The sequence below is a fragment of the Sorangium sp. So ce367 genome (assembly GCF_051520455.1).
GTDB classification, from domain to species: domain Bacteria; phylum Myxococcota_A; class Polyangia; order Polyangiales; family Polyangiaceae; genus Sorangium; species Sorangium cellulosum_B.
Genome location: NZ_CP150334.1, coordinates 8,072,321 through 8,088,533, shown reverse-complemented (window position 1 = coordinate 8,088,533; position 16,213 = coordinate 8,072,321). Strand labels below are relative to the sequence as shown.

Here is a 16,213-nt window from a genome sequence, read left to right as displayed (position 1 = left end):
GGTAGCAAGTTCGCTGCCATGGCCGCTCAGCCGCGCACCAGCCGCGCGGCGCGCTCCTTCACGGTCGAGCGCGCCAGGCGCGCGCGCGGAGGCGCAGGCTCTGCGCGGAGGGAGCCAGTTCTTGCGTCCCTCGTGGATCTCCAGGGTGGCGCGGCGGTGTGGCACGAAGCGACGGGGCGCCCTCTCCTGGGGCAGTTTGCGACGCGCGGCGGGCTTCACGTCGTTCCGTGGCGTCTCGTCGGCGCCCCACGCGTGTCGCGTCCGGGAGCCGTGCCGCCCGGCCTGACGAGCTCTGCCACCAGGGGGCGCCGCGAGGGGGCGGCGGCCACGACGGGCCCTCACGGAGCGCGGAGCGACGCGAAGGCCCGCCCGCCGTGCCGATCGGGAGCACGTGCGCACGGCGCGTCGTCGTGTCGTCGTGCGGCGCAGGAGCAGCGACAGGATGGCGAGCACGAGGGCGAGCGCCCGCGCCGCGAACGCCGCCGCGCCGCCGGCTCGCGCTCCCCCGCTCGGCCTGCCACGCGCCCTGCGCCGTGCGCCCGAGCTCGCCCCCGTGCCCCCGTGGCCCTTGGATCGATCTCGCTCCTCGGCGCGCCGGGGCCCCGCTTCAGCGGATCTCGAAGACGTAATCCGTGTCGTAGGTGCGGACGAAGAGCTTGCCGTCCTTCTCGACAAGGAACTCGGGGCCGCTCTTCAGCGGCAGCTTCGAGACGACCTTGCCGGTGGCGCGCTCGAGGACATAGAGGAAATCCGGCTCGGCCGTGAAGCCGTATCCGCAGAGGAGGTGATCTCCATGCAAGACGAAGTTCTCTGCGTTGCAGACGAGCGGCGCGCTCTGCCAGAGGAGCTGTCCCGAGGCGAGCTCGATGGCCGACAGGTAGGCGTTCTTGCCCTTCGACGAGGCCGCATACGTCCTGTGCCCCGACGAGACGTAGAGGACGCCGTCCTCGACCGCGGCCCAGCCGATGCTGCCCTTCACGAAGCCGGCTTCCTTGGGCTCGAACGCAGGCGGCATGAGGAAGCTCTCGAAGTCGAAGAAGGCGACGATCGTGCGCGCCGCGTCGAGGATCGCGACGAAACGCGCCTCGGCGAAGTTCGGGCCGTAGAGCAGCGCGCTGTGTGCCCCGTGGTCGATCACCTTGACGAGCGCTTGATCGCGGTAGCGCTCGGGAGCGAAGGAGGGGAAGGTGTCGCTCGCCCCGCCCGCGTCCGCGCCAGGCGCCGGCGTGATCATCGGCAGCGCGAGGCCGTTCGTGGTGAACCATGCCGCCTCGTCCGTGATCTGGTTCTTCTTCTCGGCGATCTTCACGAGGCGCGGCGCGGCGGAGCTTCCGGCCGGCGCGCGCCGGACGAGCGCCGCGCCGAACGGCGGCGGCGGGAGCCTCACCGGAGACCGGCTATCGAGCGCCGCGCCGTCGCTCGCGGCCACCAGCGCCGGCTGCCCGTTGCCGCCGCGGGGGGGCGGCGCGGGCCGCGGCGGCGGGGCGCCGTCGTGAGGCGCCGGCGTCGCGGCGCCGGTCGCGCCGGGGGGCGTCGCGGCGTCCTGGGAGGCGCGGGCCGGCGGCGCCGAAGCCGGCTGGCACGCGCCTACGGCGAGCAACGCGGCGGCGAGCCAGCGCGCGGGGCGAAGTGGCTGAGGGGGAGGCGGGGCGGAGAGCACGCGGGCAGCGTACCGCATCCGCCCCGGCGAGAGGGCGCTCCGAGGCGCGGGACCTCAGCCCGAGGGCGTGAAGGAGAGGTTGAGCGTGTAGGGGCCGGCGTCCTGCGTGTTGTACGGCTCGACGAAGATGAACAGCGGCACGCCGCCGTCGACGGTGATATCGGTCCTCTCGTCGCGGCCTTTGATCTGCTCCTCGATGCACGCCAGCTGCCGGCCCGTGCAGCCGGCCCGCACGTAGAAGCCCTGATCGGTCTCGGAGGACAGCACCACCCTGAGCCTGCCGGCGCTCGGCGGCGTGATCGCGTGGATCCCCTCCCGCATCCCGGGCCTCGTGCAGGTGCCGTCGAACACCATCGTCCCGCTCGTCGTGTTGCCCCGGTTCTCGCCCAGGACGGCCACGGGCGCGTCCGCGCAGATGTCGTCGAGCTCCCAGGTGCACTCGGCGGAGCAGCCGTCGCTGCTGACGGTGTTGCCGTCGTCGCACTCCTCGGGCCGGCTGACGGTGCCGTCCCCGCAGGTGGCCGGAGAGAACGAGAGCTCCAGCGTGTACGGCCCTGCGCCAGCGGACGTGACGGCGTCGACGAAGATCGGCACCTCCTGGTCCTTGCTCACGACGAGCGCGATTTCAGGCCCGGCACCCGAGGGGGAGGCCTGGTCCTGGCAGGCGATCTCGGTGGATCCGTCCGCGCACGCCGTGCGGGCGTAGAGGGCGTGATCCCCCGCCCCCGACTGGAGCACGACGCGGAGCGTGCCCGACTGCCCAGCGGGAGGCGTGAACAGGTGGACGTCCTCGGGCCCCACGCCCCCGCAGGTGCCTTCGAACACGCGCGTGCCCAGCGACGTATCGCCCTCGATCGTGGTCGTCGTCACCGGCGCCGCGTCCGCGCAGGCTGCGTCGACGAGCGGGCGGCAGATCGCGGCGCAGTCGCTGTCCGCGCAGTCGACGCGCTCGTCGCCCTCATCGTCCTCGCCGTCGGAGCAGTCCGTCTCGCCGAGCTTGCAGAGGCCGTCGAGCGTGTCGCACACGCCGAGCGTCCGGCACTGCGAGTTCTCGGTGCACCCAGGGATGCACGCGGTGCGCTCGCCCCTGACCTCGCTGCACCGGTAGCCGTCGCGGCAATCCTCCGGCCCGCTGCACAGAAGGAGGCACAACCCCAGGCCCTCGCCGAAATCTTCACAGAAGCCGCCGTTGGGACAGTCTCCCACGGCGGGATCGCACTGGCCCGCGCAGGCGCCGGCCGGCCATCCCCACTCGCGCTCGGTGATGCAGTAGTCCTCGGGGCAGGCAGCGTCGGAGGTGCACGCCGCTCCATAGGGCGAGGGGCTCGCTCCGCCGGAGCCGCCGGTGCCGGTGGGCTCGGCGCCACCCGCGCCGCCGGTGCCCGTGGGCTCGGTGCCACCCGCGCCGCCGGTGCCCGCGGGCTCGGCGCCGCCGGAGCCGCCGGCGCCACCGGCGCCGCCGCTGCCGCCCGAGCCCGCAGGCTCGGCGCCACCGCTGCCGCCCGTGCCGGTCGCGCCCGACGCACCGGCGCCGCTGCCCGTGGGCTCGGTGCCGCCGGAGCCGCCGGCGCCACCGGCGCCGCCTTCGCCACGTTCGCCGTCATCGCCGCCGCACCCAGCGGTCGTCGAGAGCGCGAGCACAAAGAGACCTGCAACGAGTCGTACGTTCATCCACCCGCTCCACCAGAAGAGAGATTGTCGAGACGTGAGGTGCACTCCACCCCACGGCGCAGCGCCGCACCATCTTCAGTGCAACGGCTTCGCCTGCCAACCCCTGGTTCTGGTTCACGGCATCCGTGCTCTTGGCGCGCCGCGTTTGCCGCGGGCTCGTCATGCGCGATCCGCGCCGGACAGCGGGCCGTTTCGCGGAAAGAGGGCGTACCGAGGCGGCGCGCGTAGCACGCGAGCCCACCGGTGCGCCGCCGGAACACGTGCGTTCGTTGGCACCCTCGCCATGGAGGCGGCCGTCGCCGCGCGCGCGGGCGCCCTGCGCCGCGAGCACATCCAGGGCACGCTCGGCGAGGTCGTCGCGGGCAAGCTGAACGGGCGCGGCGAGGCGGCATCACCGTGTTCGGCTCGACCGGGCTCGCCATCCAGGACGTCGCGCTCGCGCGGGTCATCTACGCCGCCGCGCGCGAGCGGGGCGCCGGGATGGCGTTCGACTTCTTCGGCTGATCGCGGCCGCTACGGCGTCCTCGCGCACCGCACGCCGAGGCTGTAATAGGGCGCCGACGGCGCGACGCTGACCCGCTCGGACGTCAGCAGATAGCTCGGCGTGCCGAAGCTGCTCCCGCTGCGGACCACCCGGTTCGAGGTGTCCGCCAGGTTGGCGCAGTCGACGCATTCCGCCGGATAGGTCCCGTACCCATCCAGCATCCACTCCCTCATGCTCCCGCCGAGATCTGCCTGCGTCCACCGCCCGTCGCCCTTCGGCGAGCGGGACCCGACGTGCACGATGTCGCTGAAGTCGCTCTGGAACGTGCAGCCGGGCGCCGTGCTCTCCCTGCAATCGTAGGAGGCGTAGCTCGCGTCGATGGTCGTCGACTCCGGCGGATTCGACCACGGATACTGCCGCTGCTCGTCCCCGCCGGCCGCCGCGTAGTTCCACTCGGCTTCTGTCGGGAGCCGGCCCCCGTCCCACGCGCAGAACGCGAAGGCGACATACCAGCTCACGCAGTTCATCGGCAGGTGCTCCTGGGCGCCCGCCGCCTCCGTCCACGTCCGCATGTCCGCGTTGTCCGGATTGCACATCACCGCTGCTTGCAGCGCCGCCGCGTCCGGGGGCAGCTCGCTGCTCCAGGCCGGGTTCCACCCGCTCCCCTGGATGCCCGGGTGCGCTCCCGCGTCGGCCGCGGGCTGGCTGCCGGGGTACGCCTCGAAGAACTTCCGGAACCTCCCCACCGTCACCTCGAAGCGATCCAGCCGGAAGTCGCTCACCGTCGCTGGATATGCAGCATCGTTGCCGCGGTCGAAGGTCCCCCCGGGCACCACCGCGCTCGCGCAGCAGCTCTCGCTTTCGCCCGGCCCGCACGTCGATGGCAGCCCTTCGCAGCTCGGGGGCGTCGTGCACGCCCGTCCGCTGCACACGGGCGCCTCTGCAGGACACGGCTCCGGGGCGTCCCACTGACCGCGGTCGTTGCACCGCTCTAGCCGGTTGTCCGAGCACCGCGCGTCGCCGCGCGTGCACTCGCCGGCGCCGGCGCCGCCGCCATTGCCGGCGCCGCTGCCATTGCCGGCGCCGCCGCGGCCCGAGCTTGCGTCGCCTCCGCCGGATACGGTGTCGCCGCCTGCGCCTTCGAACGGGTGATAGTCCTTGTCCAGCCCCAGTATCGCCGTGCAGCCGCTTGCCATGAAGGCCGATGCCGCCCACCACCACCGACGCGTGCGCTTGCTCTTCATATCTCCTCTTTGCCCACTCTCCCCGCGCTGTCCACCGCGGCACGCGCCCGCGATCTTACCCGGCGACGCGCGCGGCTGCGCCGCCTCCAGCGGGATGGCCGGGCCTACGGGCACGACGACATCCCGACGATGCAAGAAGAGTGGCTGCGTCCACTCCTGACCTCACCCAGCACGTAGCCGTCGCGCCGCACCACGGTGCCCGCCGGCAGGGAGAGCGCGAGCCTCCCGAGCCTTCCGGTTGTAGCGCTCGACCCCATGGGCGTCGTCGACCGAGCCCGTCGCCTCCGATGCAGCCCGGGAAAACACTGCTCCTTGCAGCGGTGCGGGCGCGCCGTCTCGGTGGAGGAGGGCTCCGGCTGGCGACCTCAGTAGCGCCCGAACAGCGTGCTGGGGGCCGGCTTGATCGGGGCTGGCGCCTTGCCGCTCGCGACCGGCCTGGGCGCGGTCGTCGTCGGCTTGTTCGGGCGCACCGGCGCAGTCGCGCTCCTGGGGGGCGCCGCATGGACGCGTGCCTCGGCGGACGGCGTCACCGTCGGAGGGGGCGCCGAGGCCGGCGCGGGCGCCACCGCCGCGCTCGGCTCGGGCGTCGCTGCGGCCGGCTCCGGCGCCGCAGCGCTCGGCTGGGGCGCTGCCGCGCTCGGATCGAGCGCCGTCGGGTTGCCCGCGGGCGGCGCCGTGCCCTGGCCCGGGCTCAGCGGGCTCGCGGCGACCACGTCCGGCACCGCCGGTTCTCCCTCGCTCTCCGCGCGCTGCGCGATCCAGAGGGCTGCGACCACGAGCATCGCGACCCCCAGCAAGGCCATCCCAGCGGCGATTGGCGCCCGGCGCGGCTTCGGCGGCAGCGAGGTGGTGGCCGCGCCGGTCGAGGCCTCTGTCAGCCGCACGCGGTGCGAGCCGGAGAGGTGCTCCGGGGACGGGGTCGTCCCCAGCGCGGATTCCGTTCTCATGAGGGCCGGCGATAGCTCGGGTGACGACGGCGAGCTCGGGCGCGCTCCGGGCGAGGACGGCGGGCTCGAGAGCCGCGCGGGTGAGGACGACGGGCCCTGGAGCATGCCGGCGTAGGACGGCGCGCTCGGGAAGCTCGCGCGGCGGCCACCGCCCACCGGCATGCCGAACACCTCGCCCAGGGCGTGCACCGCCTCCGTGGCCTTGCGGAACCGCGCCGCGGGGTCGACCGCCGTGGCCCGGGCGAACCACGCATCGAAGCCCGGCGGCAACATCACGCCGACGGAGCGCGCCCGCTGCACCGGCGGCTCCTGCGGGCCGCGGACGGCCAGCATCGCGAAGGCGATCACATCACCTGCCTCGTTGGCCTCGGGGTCCCAGTACGGGAGACCCACCAGCAGCGCGTACGCCATCATGCCCAGCGCGTAGATGTCTGCAGCGCCGGTGAGCTTCTTGCCGACATGGAACTGCTCGGGCGCCATGTAGAGCGGCGTGCCGAGGCTGCGGGTGGCGCCGGCCGCGGTGGCGCCGTCGGCGACCAGCTTCGCGACGCCGAAATCCAGGATCTTCACGCGGACCGAGCCGTCCTCGCACTGCGACAGGAAGAGGTTCGCGGGCTTGAGGTCCCGGTGGACGATGTTCGCCGCGTGGGTGCGGTCGAGGGCCAGCGCGGCCTGGTAGAGGTAGGTCACGGCCTCGTCGGGCTGCAGGCGGCCGACGCGCTTGAGGCGCTCGCCGAGCTCCTCGCCGCGCAGCAGCTCCATGACCAGGAAGGGCATGCCGGTCGCCTCGTCGACGCCCGCGTCGAACACATCGACGATGTGCTCGCTCTCGATGTTCGCCGCGATGCGCGCCTCTCGCTTGAAGCGCTCGCGCATCTCCTCGCTCTCGAAGAGGTGCGCGTGCATCACCTTGAGAGCTCGGTGTCGCTCGGTCTCGAGGTGGACGACCTCGTGGACGGCGCCCATGGCGCCCGAGGCGATGAGGCGGACCACACGGTAGCGGCGCGCAAAGACGGACCCGTCCGCGAGTGCAGTCGACACGAGCCAAGAGGATCCCGTCGGGCGCCCCCGGCGTCAAGGCCTCCTCGGGGCTTGCCGCGACGGCCCCTGCTGGCGGCGCGCCCGTCCTGTCATGATGTCGCGCAGTTACGCAGTTACGCAGTTACGCACTTACGCATTTACGCACTTACGCAGTTGCACAGTTGCACAGTTGCCAAGGGCCGCTCCTCCTCCGGAATCCTCCGGAAGGCGCCGCCGCTGGTCAGAAGGTGCCCTGGGCGCCGAGGACCGCCCCCGTCGGCCCGGCCTGCAGCACGCTCGCGCGGAGCCATCGCGGGGCGGCGCCCGTCGCCGGGCCGGCCGGCTTCGGCTCCGTCCAGTACAGCACCGCGGCTGCGCCTAGCCCGGCCAGCCCCACCCCGAAGCCAAGGGTGCTCATCAGCGCCATCGTGCCCCCGCTCTGCGCGGCCTTGTTCCCTGTCGCATCACAGGCCTTGTCGTCGCTGGCCTGGATCCGGCTGCCGCAGTGCTCGTCGACGACCGACTTCTTGTCGAGCGCGAGCGCGCCCAGGATCCCGCCCGCCACGAGCCCTGCGGCACCCACCCCGCCGGCCACGTAGACCAGCGCCCGCCGGCCTCCCGGGGCTGCCGCCTCGTCCGGGACTGCGAGCGGCCGCGGGGCGTCGCGCTGCGACCCCGCCTCGGCGGTCGGGGGCTGCGCAGGGGCGGGCGCCGGCGGCGTGGGGATGCTGGGAGCCATCGCTTCCTTGACCTCCAGCGTCAGCGCCTTGGTCTCGCCCTCGGCGATCGCGACGGTCTGTTCCCACAGAGGTCCTCCCGGCGCCTGGGTCGACACCAGGTGTACCCCGGGGTTCACCGGGAGCGCGACGCCGAGCGCGGCCGGTCCCATCGCGCTGCCATCGCGCTTCACCACCGTGCCAGGTGGGGCGCCGTCCTGCAGCGAGAGAGAGAGCCGCGGCACGCGCGGCGCGAGCCGATCGCGCTCCTCCCGCGCCGCCTTCGGCCGGTCCCCTTGACGGGCCCGCAGCGCCGGCGACATCCGGTCCACCCAGGCCAGGTAGTTCCCGAGCTGCGTCACGGCCGTGGCGATCCGGCCCCACTGCGACTCGCACATGGCGAGCGTGAAGAGCGTACCCGGCTGAGGATCGAGCTGCTCGCTCTCCGCGAGCATCTTGCAGCCCGACTCGTAGCGGCCTGCCTGCATGTCGGCGAGCCCTCGATTGAAGAGCTCCTCCGCGGCCGCGGCGTCCTGCGCCGCGGCGGGCGCGGCGAGCGAGAGCGAGGCGAGGGCGACGAGCAGATGTGCGGACCGGCGGAACCAAGGCGTCATGTTCTGTCTCACCCGGCAGGAGAGGGGACCTCGGAGAGCGTCGCCGCCAGGGCGCGAGGCGCGCGCACCCGGCAGGAGAGGGGACCTCGGAGAGCGTGGCCGCCAGGGCAGCCAGGACGCGACACGCGCGCGGCCCGCGAGCATCTACAGCGACCTCACGCAGCGGATGCCGGTCGACCGGGTGAAGTCATTCTGGGGATGATGGCCGCGGTTCAGCGTTCGCAGTCTGGAGGAATCCTCGTTCCATCCCCCGCCCCGGAGGGACCGGTCCGCGGCCGTCGCCAGCTGGGCGCAGTTGACGCAGGGGTTCAGGTAGTCGCCCAGGAACGAGTCCAGCGTCCACTCCGCCATGCTCCCTGCCAGATCGGCGTGCCCCCACCGCCCGTCTCCTCTCGGGGATCTCGATCCGACGGGCACCATGTCATCGAACTCGCAGCCGGTCGACGCGCCGATGAGGCAAGCGTAGGTCGTGTAGGTGGTATTGAGCGTCGTCGAGGCCGGGGGTTGCGACCACGGATAGTGACGCTGTTCGTCCCCTCCGGCGGCTGCGTAGTTCCACTCTGCTTCGGTGGGCAGCCGTCCCCCGTCCCACGCGCAGAACGCGAAGGCGATGGGCCAGCGGACGCAGTTCATCGCGAGGTGCTCGTTGGCGCCGGGCGTGTCGGTCCACGTGCTGTAGATCCCGCTGCACCGGATCGCCGTCCTCAGCGCCGGTGCGTCGAGAGGGAGGGCCGAGTCCCAGTCCGGGCTCCACCCGCTCCCCTCGATGTCCGGGTGCGCTCCCGCGTCGCGCGGCGGGCGGCTGCCTGGATAGGCGTCCACGAACCTCCGGAACCTGCCCACCGTCACCTCGAACCGATCCATCTCGAAGTCGTCTACCGTGGCGGGGAACGCGGGATTGTTGTCCCGGTTGAAGGTGCCTCCGAAGACCGGCCATGCGGTGCAGCAGCTCTCGTCGCCTCCCGGACCGCACGTCACGGACAGCCCACCGCAGCTCGGCCGGTTCACGCACGTCCCCGCGACGCACACGGGCGCCGTCCCTCCGCACGGCGGGCTGCTCTCCCATCCGCCGTTGAAGCACTGCTGCGGCGTGTTGTTCAGACACCGCCTCTCCTCCGTCACGCAATCGTCGCCCCCGCCGGTGCTGGCGGTGGTCGTCGAGGTGGTCGCCGCGGTCGTGGAGGCGGTCGTCGTTGTGGCGGAGCTCGTCGTTGTGGTGCTGCTGGTGGAGGTCGGGCCGCCGCCGCTGGCGTCGCCGCCGGAGCCGGCGCTCGTCGAGGCGGGGCCGCCGCCGCTGGCGTCACCGCCGGAGCCGGCGCTCGTCGAGCCGGGGCCGCCGCCGCTGGCGTCGCCGCCGGAGCCGGCGCTCGTCGAGGCGGGGCCGCCGCCGCTGGCGTCACCGCCGGAGCCGGCGCTCGTCGAGCCGGGGTCGCCGCTGCCGCCCTCCCCGCCGGCGCCCGTCGTCGCCGCGCTGGCGCCCGAGCCGTCGCCGCCTGCTCCGCCGCCGCTCGTCGTCGTGCCGGTGGCCGAGCCGCCGCTGCCGCCTTGCCCGCCGGTCCCGGCGGCGCTTCGGTCGTCGAGGTAGTAGCCGTCGAAATCGGCGATCAGGCCGCATCCGCTGGCGACGAAGACCGAGGTAGCCCACCACCATCCCGTGCGCCTGCCAACCATGCCTACTCCTCTACAGCCGCTGCGCGGGTGCTGTCCATAGCGCCGGTAGCCCCCAGGAATGCTCTTACGAAGGCGCGGTCGTCGGCGTCAGAAGCGCCCTCGCGCGCCCAACACGGCCCCATTGGGCCCTGCCTCCAGCACGCCTGCGCTGATCCACCTCGGGCTCGCGGTGACCGCCGGTGCCGCCGCCTTCGGCTCGGTGAGGTACAGGACGAGCGCCGCCCCGACCCCGGCCAGGCCCACCGCGAATCCGATCGTGCTCACCGTGGCCAGCGTGTTCGCGCTGTTCCCGGCGTCGCGCCCTGTCGTGTCGCATGCCTTCGGGTCCGTGGCCTCGATCCCGCTGCCGCAGTGCTCGTCGATTGTGCCCTTCTCGCCGAGCACGAGCGCGCCGGTGATGCCGCCCAGCACGAGGCCCGCCGCGCCGAGCCCGCCCGTCAGATAGAGAGCCGTTCGGCGGCCTGCGGGAACCTCCGGTGAGGCCGGCGCGGGCGCCGGCACGATCGCCGGTGCCGGGGACCTCGGAGGGGGCGCGGGGGCCTGGGCGGCCGGCGCGTCCTTCAGCGCCAGCGTGAGCTCTTTCGTCTCGCCCGCCGCGATCGTGACGTGTTGTTCCCGGACGGGCGCTCCCGGCGCCTGGATCGACACCCGGTGATCTCCGGGGTCGACGGGCAGCGCGACGCCCAGCGCGGCCTCGCCCAGCACGGAGCCGTCGCGCCGGACCACGGTGCCTGCCGGCGCACCCGGCGGCAAGGAGAGCGCGAGCCTCGGAATCTGGGGCGAGAGCCGGTCGCGCTCCTCCATCGCGAGCTTCGGCCGCTGGCCTTGACGGGCCTGCTCGGCCGGCGTCATCCGATCGAAACGCGCCAGGTAGTCCTTGAAGCGCGCGACCGCCGTGGCGATGCGGCCCCATCGGGCCTCGCAGGACGCCAGCGTGAAGAGCGTGCCGGGCTGAGGGTCGATGCGCTCGCTCTCGGCGAGGGCCTTGCAGCCCGTCTCGTAACGGCCTGCCTGCATGTCGGCGAGCCCCCGCTCGAAGAGCGCCTCGGCGGCGGCGACGTCCTGCGCCGCCGCAGGAGCCGAGAGGGAGAGCACGCCGAGGGCGGCGAGGAGAGGGGCGGAGCGGCGGAGACGACAAGGCATGCGCTGGCACTCGGCAGGTGAGGAGAGAGCGGGAGACGCGCCGTCACGAGCGCGGCGGGCGGGCGGATTGGAGCACGACGCCGGAGAGGTGGGAAGGAGGGGAAGGAGAGCGGAACGGGGCGCTGAGCCGTGCCTTCATGACGGCGCCTCAACCCATCGGAGGCAGACGAGGACACGCTCCGCGCGCAGGGGGTGAGCCGGCGTTGCCACCGAGGCGGAGCTCGGCGCGCAGGGGGCGAGCCGGCGCTGCCGCGGAGGTGCAGCTCAATATCGGCCGTACGGGGAGGGAGCGGTGGATGTCGTTTGTTGCGGCGCAGGCGGCTTCTTGTTGCCCGAGGGCGGCCTTTGCCCCGATGCCGATGGCTTGGCCGCGGGCTCCCGTGACGGCGCGCCCGGGCGGAGCGTTATCGGCGCGGGGGCGGTGGAGGCTTGCACCACCGCCCTGGACGGCGCGCGCGGCGCCGTCGCCGAGGGGGGAGGAGGCGTCGCTGCGGCGGTCGGTTCCGGCGCCGTGGGGGCCGGCACGGGCGCCTGCGCGAGGGTCGGCTCGGGCGCGGGCGTGAGGGTCGGCCCGGGCGCTGCCAACGTCGTCTCCGGCGCCGCCGCGGCCGTCGTGATGGCAGCCGCCGCGGCCGTCGTGACGGCTGCCGCCGCTGGATCGCCGCCGCGGCTGGCGCGCAGCGCGAGCCAGCCGCCGCCCAGCAGCACGAGGAGCCCCAGCCCCGAAAGCCCTGCGGCGAGCGGGGCGCGGCTCGGTCTCGACGGCAGGGACAGCATGCCGGACACCGCGGCGCCGGTCGAGCTCCCCACGTGCGCCGGACCGGACGAGCTCGCGTCGCGCTCCGGGCCCGCGCTCTTCGCCGCCGCCGGGGCCGGCTCGGCCGTGAAGGGGGCGGGGGCCATCGCTGCGGTGGCGGGGGCGGTTCCGGGCCAGGACGGCGCGCTCGGGAACGTCGCCCGGCTGCCGCCCGCCGGGACGCCGAGCGCCTCGCCGAGGGCCCGCACCGCCTCCGTGGCCCGCTGGAACCGCGCCGCGGGGCTGACCGCCGTGGCCCGGGCGAACCACGCGTCGAAGGCCGGCGGCAGCGTCACGCCCATCGAGCGCGCCCGCTGCACCGGCGGCTCCTGCGGCCCGAAGACGGCGATCATCGCGAATGCGAACACGCCGTCGACGCTGCTCGCCTCGGGATCCCAGTACGAGGCGCCCACGAGCAGCGTATAGGCCATCATGCCGAGCGCGAAGACGTCCGCGGCGCCGGTGAGCCTCGCGCGGCCGTGGAACTGCTCGGGGGGCATGTAGAGCGGCGTGCCGAGGCTGCTCGTGGTGCCCGCCGCGGTCGCGCCCTCGGCGACGAGCTTGGCGATGCCGAAGTCGAGGATCTTCACGCGCACCGAGCCGTCCTCGCGCTGCGACAGGAAGAGGTTCGCGGGCTTGAGGTCGCGGTGCACGATGTTCGCCGCGTGGGTACGGTCGAGGGCCAGCGCGGTCTGGTAGAGGTAGGTGACGGCCTCGGCGGGCGGCAGGCGGCCGGCGCGCTTGATGCGCTCGCCGAGCTCCTCGCCGCGGAGCAGCTCCATGACCAGGAAGGGCATGCCGGTCGCCTCGTCGATGCCCGCGTCGAAGACGTCGACGATGTGCTCGCTCTCGATCTTCGCCGCGATGCGCGCCTCTTGCTTGAAGCGGGCGCGCATCTGCTCGCTCTGGAAGAGGTGAGCGTGCATGACCTTGAGCGCGCGGCGGCGCTCGGTCTCGAGGTGAATCACCTCGTGGACGGCCCCCATCGCGCCGGCGGCGATGAGGCGCTCGACGCGGTAGCGGCGCGCGAAGACCGTCCCCTCCGCAAGGATGACCGACACGAGAGGAGGCTCACGCGCCGGGCGGGCGGCGTCAAGGGGACGGGAGCCGGTACGAGGCCTCGACGAGGTGCTCGGTGACGTCGACGCAGGTATGGAGGAGGCGGTCACCGACGGTGAAGCGGTGCTCGCGGGGGAACTTGGCGACGCGCTCGGCGACCCAGGCGAGCAGCGCTTCCATGCGGACGGCGATCACCGGCGCTGCAGCGGGGCCGGGGGCTCCGTCCCCGGACCCCCGGCTCCCTGCGTTGCGGCTGCTATCGCCCGACATCGGTGGGGAGCCTTGTTTGATCAAGGGTTCAAGGATCAAGTTTCAAGGGGAATGATACATGTAAGCGATACTTGTGCGATGTTGCTACGGTGTCCTCGTGCACCGGGCCCCGACGCCGCCGCCGCGGCCCAACGGGACGTCGTAGCCGCGGCGGGAAGAGAGCAGGTACGACGCACCGTAGCCCCAGCTCCCGCCCCGGAGCACCCGGGGCGAGGTAGATGCTAAATTGGCACAATCATCGCATTGCGAGTCGTACGGGTCCTTGTACCAATCCAAGACCCACTCCCACAGGCTCCCGGACAGGTCCGCCTGACCCCACTTGCCATCCCCTTTCGGCGACTTCGACCCCACCGCTTGGATGTCGCTGAATGCGCACGAGCCGTCAGGCCCGCACTCATACCCCGCGTACATGCTGTCGATCGTCGTCGAGCTCGGCGGCTTCGACCACGGATACTCCCGCTGACCGTCTGCTCCTCCCCCTCCCGCTGCCGCGTAGTTCCACTCCGCCTCCGTCGGCAGTCGGCCTCCGTCCCACGCGCAGAACGCGAACGCCACGTACCAGCTCAGGCAGTTCATCGGAAGATGCTCGTTCTCCGCTGCTACATCCGTCCAGGTCCGGTAGGTCGAGTTGCACTTCACCGCGGTCTTCAATGCCGCAGCATCCGCGGGCAGGCTGCTGTCCCACGCCGCGTCCCACCCGCTCCCTGCGATGTTCTTCGGGTGCGCTCCCGCTCCCGCCCCAGGCTTGCTCCCGGGATACGCCTCCACGAACTTCCGGAAGCGACCCACCGTCACCTCGAACCGATCCAGCAGGAATCCGCTAACCGTCGCTGGATACGCGGTGTCGTTGCTCCGGTTGAACTTGCCCGTGGGCACCGCCTCCCCCGTCGCGCAACAGCTCTCGTTGCTGTCACGACCGCACGTCTGGGCCAGGCCGACACAGCTCGGCGGCGTCACGCATGCCTCTCGACTGCAGACGGGCGCCGCCGCACCACACGGCTCGGCGTCCTCCCACGCCCCGCGCTCTCCGCACCGCTGCGGGCGATTCTCCTCCGAGCAACGCACGTCCTCCGGGCCGCACTCCCCAACGCACTTCCCGTCGACGCAGGTCTGCCTGACGCACTCCTTCCCGGCCGGCGTACACTCGTCCCCGCCTCCAGCTCCCCCGGCGCCTCCCATCCCGCCTCCAGCTCCCCCGGCGCCTCCCATCCCGCCTCCAGTCTCCCCTCCGGCGCCTCCCATCCCGCCTCCAGTCTCCCCTCCGGCGCCTCCCATCCCGCCTCCAGTTCCCCCGGCGCCTCCCATCCCGCCTCCAGCCTCCCCTCCGGCGCCGGCTTCGCCTCCGGTTCCGCTCCCGCCACTGCCTTCTTTCTGGATGTAATATCCGTCCTCCAGCCCCGCCACCAGCGCACAGCCGCCCGCCGTCGCCGCCCACGCCGCCCACAGCCATCTCGCGCCCGTCCGCTTCGCCATGCCTCGTCCTACTGCTGACACGCTTCCGCTGTCCACCCACGCGCGTCCTCCCCCTCTTGCCCTGCTGCGCCGCCGCACGCTCGACCCGCGCACGCCCGTGCTGGGGCGGCAGGCGGTTTCGAGCGTGACGGACACCGACGCGGCGGCACGACGCCCCGAGTTCGCCGTCCTATCCGCCCTCGCGCACGGCGCTGGCGAGCAGGGCGCTGCGATCGCCGCAGCCGTGCCGCCCGCCCTCCGCGGCCTCGATGAGAGGGGGGTAGCAGGGCGCGCAGACTCACGGCATTACGCGCAGGTCGCCCTCATGATGTCTCTATTTCTGCTGCTCAACGTCGATATTTCGAGTGCGCTCCTCCCGGAGCGCTGATATCAACTCCTCCGCGCGCCATCGGGATGCGGTCTGCGAAGCGAGACCTTCGCCGGCGAGACCCCGCGCATTCCCGGAGCTCAAGCACCTGCGAGCCACCGCACGATGCCGTCCATGGACCACGAGATCCTCGTCGATCTCTTCAAGAACCGCCCGTCGCTCGCCGCTGAGCTCCTCGTCGAGGTGCTGGGCGTCCCGCTGCCGCCACATTCCGGAGCGCGCACCACCTCGATCGATCTCACCCAGATCCAGCCTGCCGAGTACCGCGCCGACGTCGTCGTCCTCTTGCTCGGCGACGAACTCCCCGTCTCGGTGCTCATCGTCGAGGTCCAGCTCGCCATCGATCCTCGAAAGCGTTTCACCTGGCCCGAGTACACCATGGGCGCGCGCGCCATTCACCGATGCCCGGCCGGCCTGCTCGTCGTCGCCCCCGACCCCGACGTCGCCGCCTGGTGCGCACAGCCCATCGAGACCGGCATCCCGGGTTTCGTCCTGCGACCGCCCGTGCTGGGGCATGAGGCGGTTCCGATCGTGACGGACACGGCTGAGGCGGCCCGACGCCCCGAGCTGGGCGTGCTCTCCGCCCTCGCGCACGGCGCGGGCGAGCAGGGCGCGAACATCGCCGCCGCCGTCCTGCCCGCCATCCGAGCGCTCGACGAGGACAGGGCCAGGTTCTACGGCGATCTCGTGCTAAATTCCCTGGACGATACGGCCCGGCGGGCCCTGGAGGCGATGGTGAAGGGCTACGAATACCAGAGCGATTTCGCCAAGAAGTACGTCGCGCAGGGACGCCACGAAGGAGAGCGTGCCATCCTGCTGCGGCAGCTGCGGGCTCGCTTCGGTGAGCTGCCGGAAGCCGCGGTGGCCCGGATCGAGGCGGCCGAGAGCGCCGCGCTCGAGCTCTGGGCCGAGCGCGTCCTCAGCGCAACAACCCTCGCCGAAGTGCTCGACGTGCCGAGCTGAGGACCGCTGCTGGGGAGATCGCCCAATAAGGCGATACCGCCGGCGCGCCGGCTCGGTCCAGGGGAGCGTGCAGCGCACCGCGAGGGCGGACGTCCTCTCTCCGGCGTGCGCAGCG

At 72.9% G+C, this 16,213-nt stretch carries 13 protein-coding genes; 3 read left to right on the top strand and 10 right to left on the bottom strand.

Annotated elements, in window-relative coordinates; translation table 11 throughout:
• Positions 1 to 607: 607 nt before the first annotated feature.
• Together WME97_RS30485 and WME97_RS30480 are read right to left on the bottom strand one after the other, a co-directional pair.
• Positions 608 to 1,660 (bottom strand): hypothetical protein, encoded by a 1,053-nt coding sequence (locus WME97_RS30485; protein ID WP_437542504.1) that lies wholly within the window; start codon positions 1,658 to 1,660, stop codon positions 608 to 610.
• Positions 1,661 to 1,714: 54 nt separating this feature from the next.
• A complete protein-coding gene (locus tag WME97_RS30480; RefSeq protein ID WP_437542503.1) occupies positions 1,715 to 3,331 on the bottom strand; it encodes a DUF4215 domain-containing protein in 1,617 nt (538 codons plus the stop codon).
• A 396-nt stretch (positions 3,332 to 3,727) separates the two neighbouring features.
• On the opposite strand from WME97_RS30480, the gene WME97_RS30475 reads away from it, so the two are divergent.
• Complete coding sequence (locus WME97_RS30475) at positions 3,728 to 3,835, top strand: hypothetical protein (protein ID WP_437542502.1); 108 nt, start codon at positions 3,728 to 3,730, stop codon at positions 3,833 to 3,835.
• A gap of 9 nt (positions 3,836 to 3,844) precedes the next feature.
• On the opposite strand, the gene WME97_RS30470 is transcribed toward WME97_RS30475, so the two are convergent.
• The 4 genes from WME97_RS30470 to WME97_RS30455 all read right to left on the bottom strand — a co-directional run bounded on the left by WME97_RS30470 (position 3,845) and on the right by WME97_RS30455 (position 9,478).
• Complete coding sequence (locus WME97_RS30470; protein ID WP_437542500.1) at positions 3,845 to 5,059, bottom strand: formylglycine-generating enzyme family protein; 1,215 nt, start codon at positions 5,057 to 5,059, stop codon at positions 3,845 to 3,847.
• A gap of 365 nt (positions 5,060 to 5,424) precedes the next feature.
• Positions 5,425 to 7,047 (bottom strand): protein kinase domain-containing protein, encoded by a 1,623-nt coding sequence (locus tag WME97_RS30465; RefSeq protein WP_437542498.1) that lies wholly within the window; start codon positions 7,045 to 7,047, stop codon positions 5,425 to 5,427.
• A gap of 220 nt (positions 7,048 to 7,267) precedes the next feature.
• Entirely contained in the window at positions 7,268 to 8,356 is a 1,089-nt protein-coding gene (locus WME97_RS30460) for a hypothetical protein (protein WP_437542496.1), read from the bottom strand.
• 144 nt (positions 8,357 to 8,500) lie between these two features.
• A complete protein-coding gene (locus tag WME97_RS30455; RefSeq protein ID WP_437542495.1) occupies positions 8,501 to 9,478 on the bottom strand; it encodes a formylglycine-generating enzyme family protein in 978 nt (325 codons plus the stop codon).
• Between WME97_RS30455 and WME97_RS30450 the strand changes: the two genes are divergently transcribed.
• Complete coding sequence (locus tag WME97_RS30450) at positions 9,447 to 9,941, top strand: hypothetical protein (RefSeq protein WP_437542494.1); 495 nt, start codon at positions 9,447 to 9,449, stop codon at positions 9,939 to 9,941. The two genes, WME97_RS30455 and WME97_RS30450, sit on opposite strands and share 32 nt — an antisense overlap.
• A 173-nt stretch (positions 9,942 to 10,114) precedes the next feature.
• Here the strand turns inward: WME97_RS30450 and WME97_RS30445 are convergent, their stop codons facing one another.
• The 4 genes from WME97_RS30445 to WME97_RS30430 form a co-directional block, all read right to left on the bottom strand.
• Positions 10,115 to 11,170 (bottom strand): hypothetical protein, encoded by a 1,056-nt coding sequence (locus tag WME97_RS30445; RefSeq protein WP_437542493.1) that lies wholly within the window; start codon positions 11,168 to 11,170, stop codon positions 10,115 to 10,117.
• A 264-nt stretch (positions 11,171 to 11,434) separates the two neighbouring features.
• Complete coding sequence (locus WME97_RS30440) at positions 11,435 to 13,027, bottom strand: protein kinase domain-containing protein (protein WP_437542492.1); 1,593 nt, start codon at positions 13,025 to 13,027, stop codon at positions 11,435 to 11,437.
• 31 nt (positions 13,028 to 13,058) lie between these two features.
• Complete coding sequence (locus WME97_RS30435) at positions 13,059 to 13,295, bottom strand: hypothetical protein (protein WP_437542491.1); 237 nt, start codon at positions 13,293 to 13,295, stop codon at positions 13,059 to 13,061.
• Between the two features lie 84 nt (positions 13,296 to 13,379).
• Positions 13,380 to 14,252, bottom strand: a complete 873-nt coding sequence (locus tag WME97_RS30430; RefSeq protein WP_437542490.1) for a formylglycine-generating enzyme family protein — start codon at positions 14,250 to 14,252, stop codon at positions 13,380 to 13,382.
• Between the two features lie 997 nt (positions 14,253 to 15,249).
• On the opposite strand from WME97_RS30430, the gene WME97_RS30425 reads away from it, so the two are divergent.
• Positions 15,250 to 16,098, top strand: a complete 849-nt coding sequence (locus tag WME97_RS30425; RefSeq protein WP_437542488.1) for a DUF4351 domain-containing protein — start codon at positions 15,250 to 15,252, stop codon at positions 16,096 to 16,098.
• Positions 16,099 to 16,213 lie beyond the last annotated feature (115 nt).

What these genes read in the sequence shown, in the direction of transcription:
- WME97_RS30435 (WP_437542491.1), bottom strand. Translation starts at nt 13,295, where the DNA reads ATGTCGGGCGATAGCAGCCGCAACGCAGGGAGCCGGGGGTCCGGGGAC.
- WME97_RS30425 (WP_437542488.1), top strand. Translation starts at nt 15,250, where the DNA reads ATGGACCACGAGATCCTCGTCGATCTCTTCAAGAACCGCCCGTCGCTC.
- WME97_RS30480 (WP_437542503.1), bottom strand. Translation starts at nt 3,331, where the DNA reads ATGAACGTACGACTCGTTGCAGGTCTCTTTGTGCTCGCGCTCTCGACG.
- WME97_RS30445 (WP_437542493.1), bottom strand. Translation starts at nt 11,170, where the DNA reads ATGCCTTGTCGTCTCCGCCGCTCCGCCCCTCTCCTCGCCGCCCTCGGC.
- WME97_RS30460 (WP_437542496.1), bottom strand. Translation starts at nt 8,356, where the DNA reads ATGACGCCTTGGTTCCGCCGGTCCGCACATCTGCTCGTCGCCCTCGCC.
- WME97_RS30470 (WP_437542500.1), bottom strand. Translation starts at nt 5,059, where the DNA reads ATGAAGAGCAAGCGCACGCGTCGGTGGTGGTGGGCGGCATCGGCCTTC.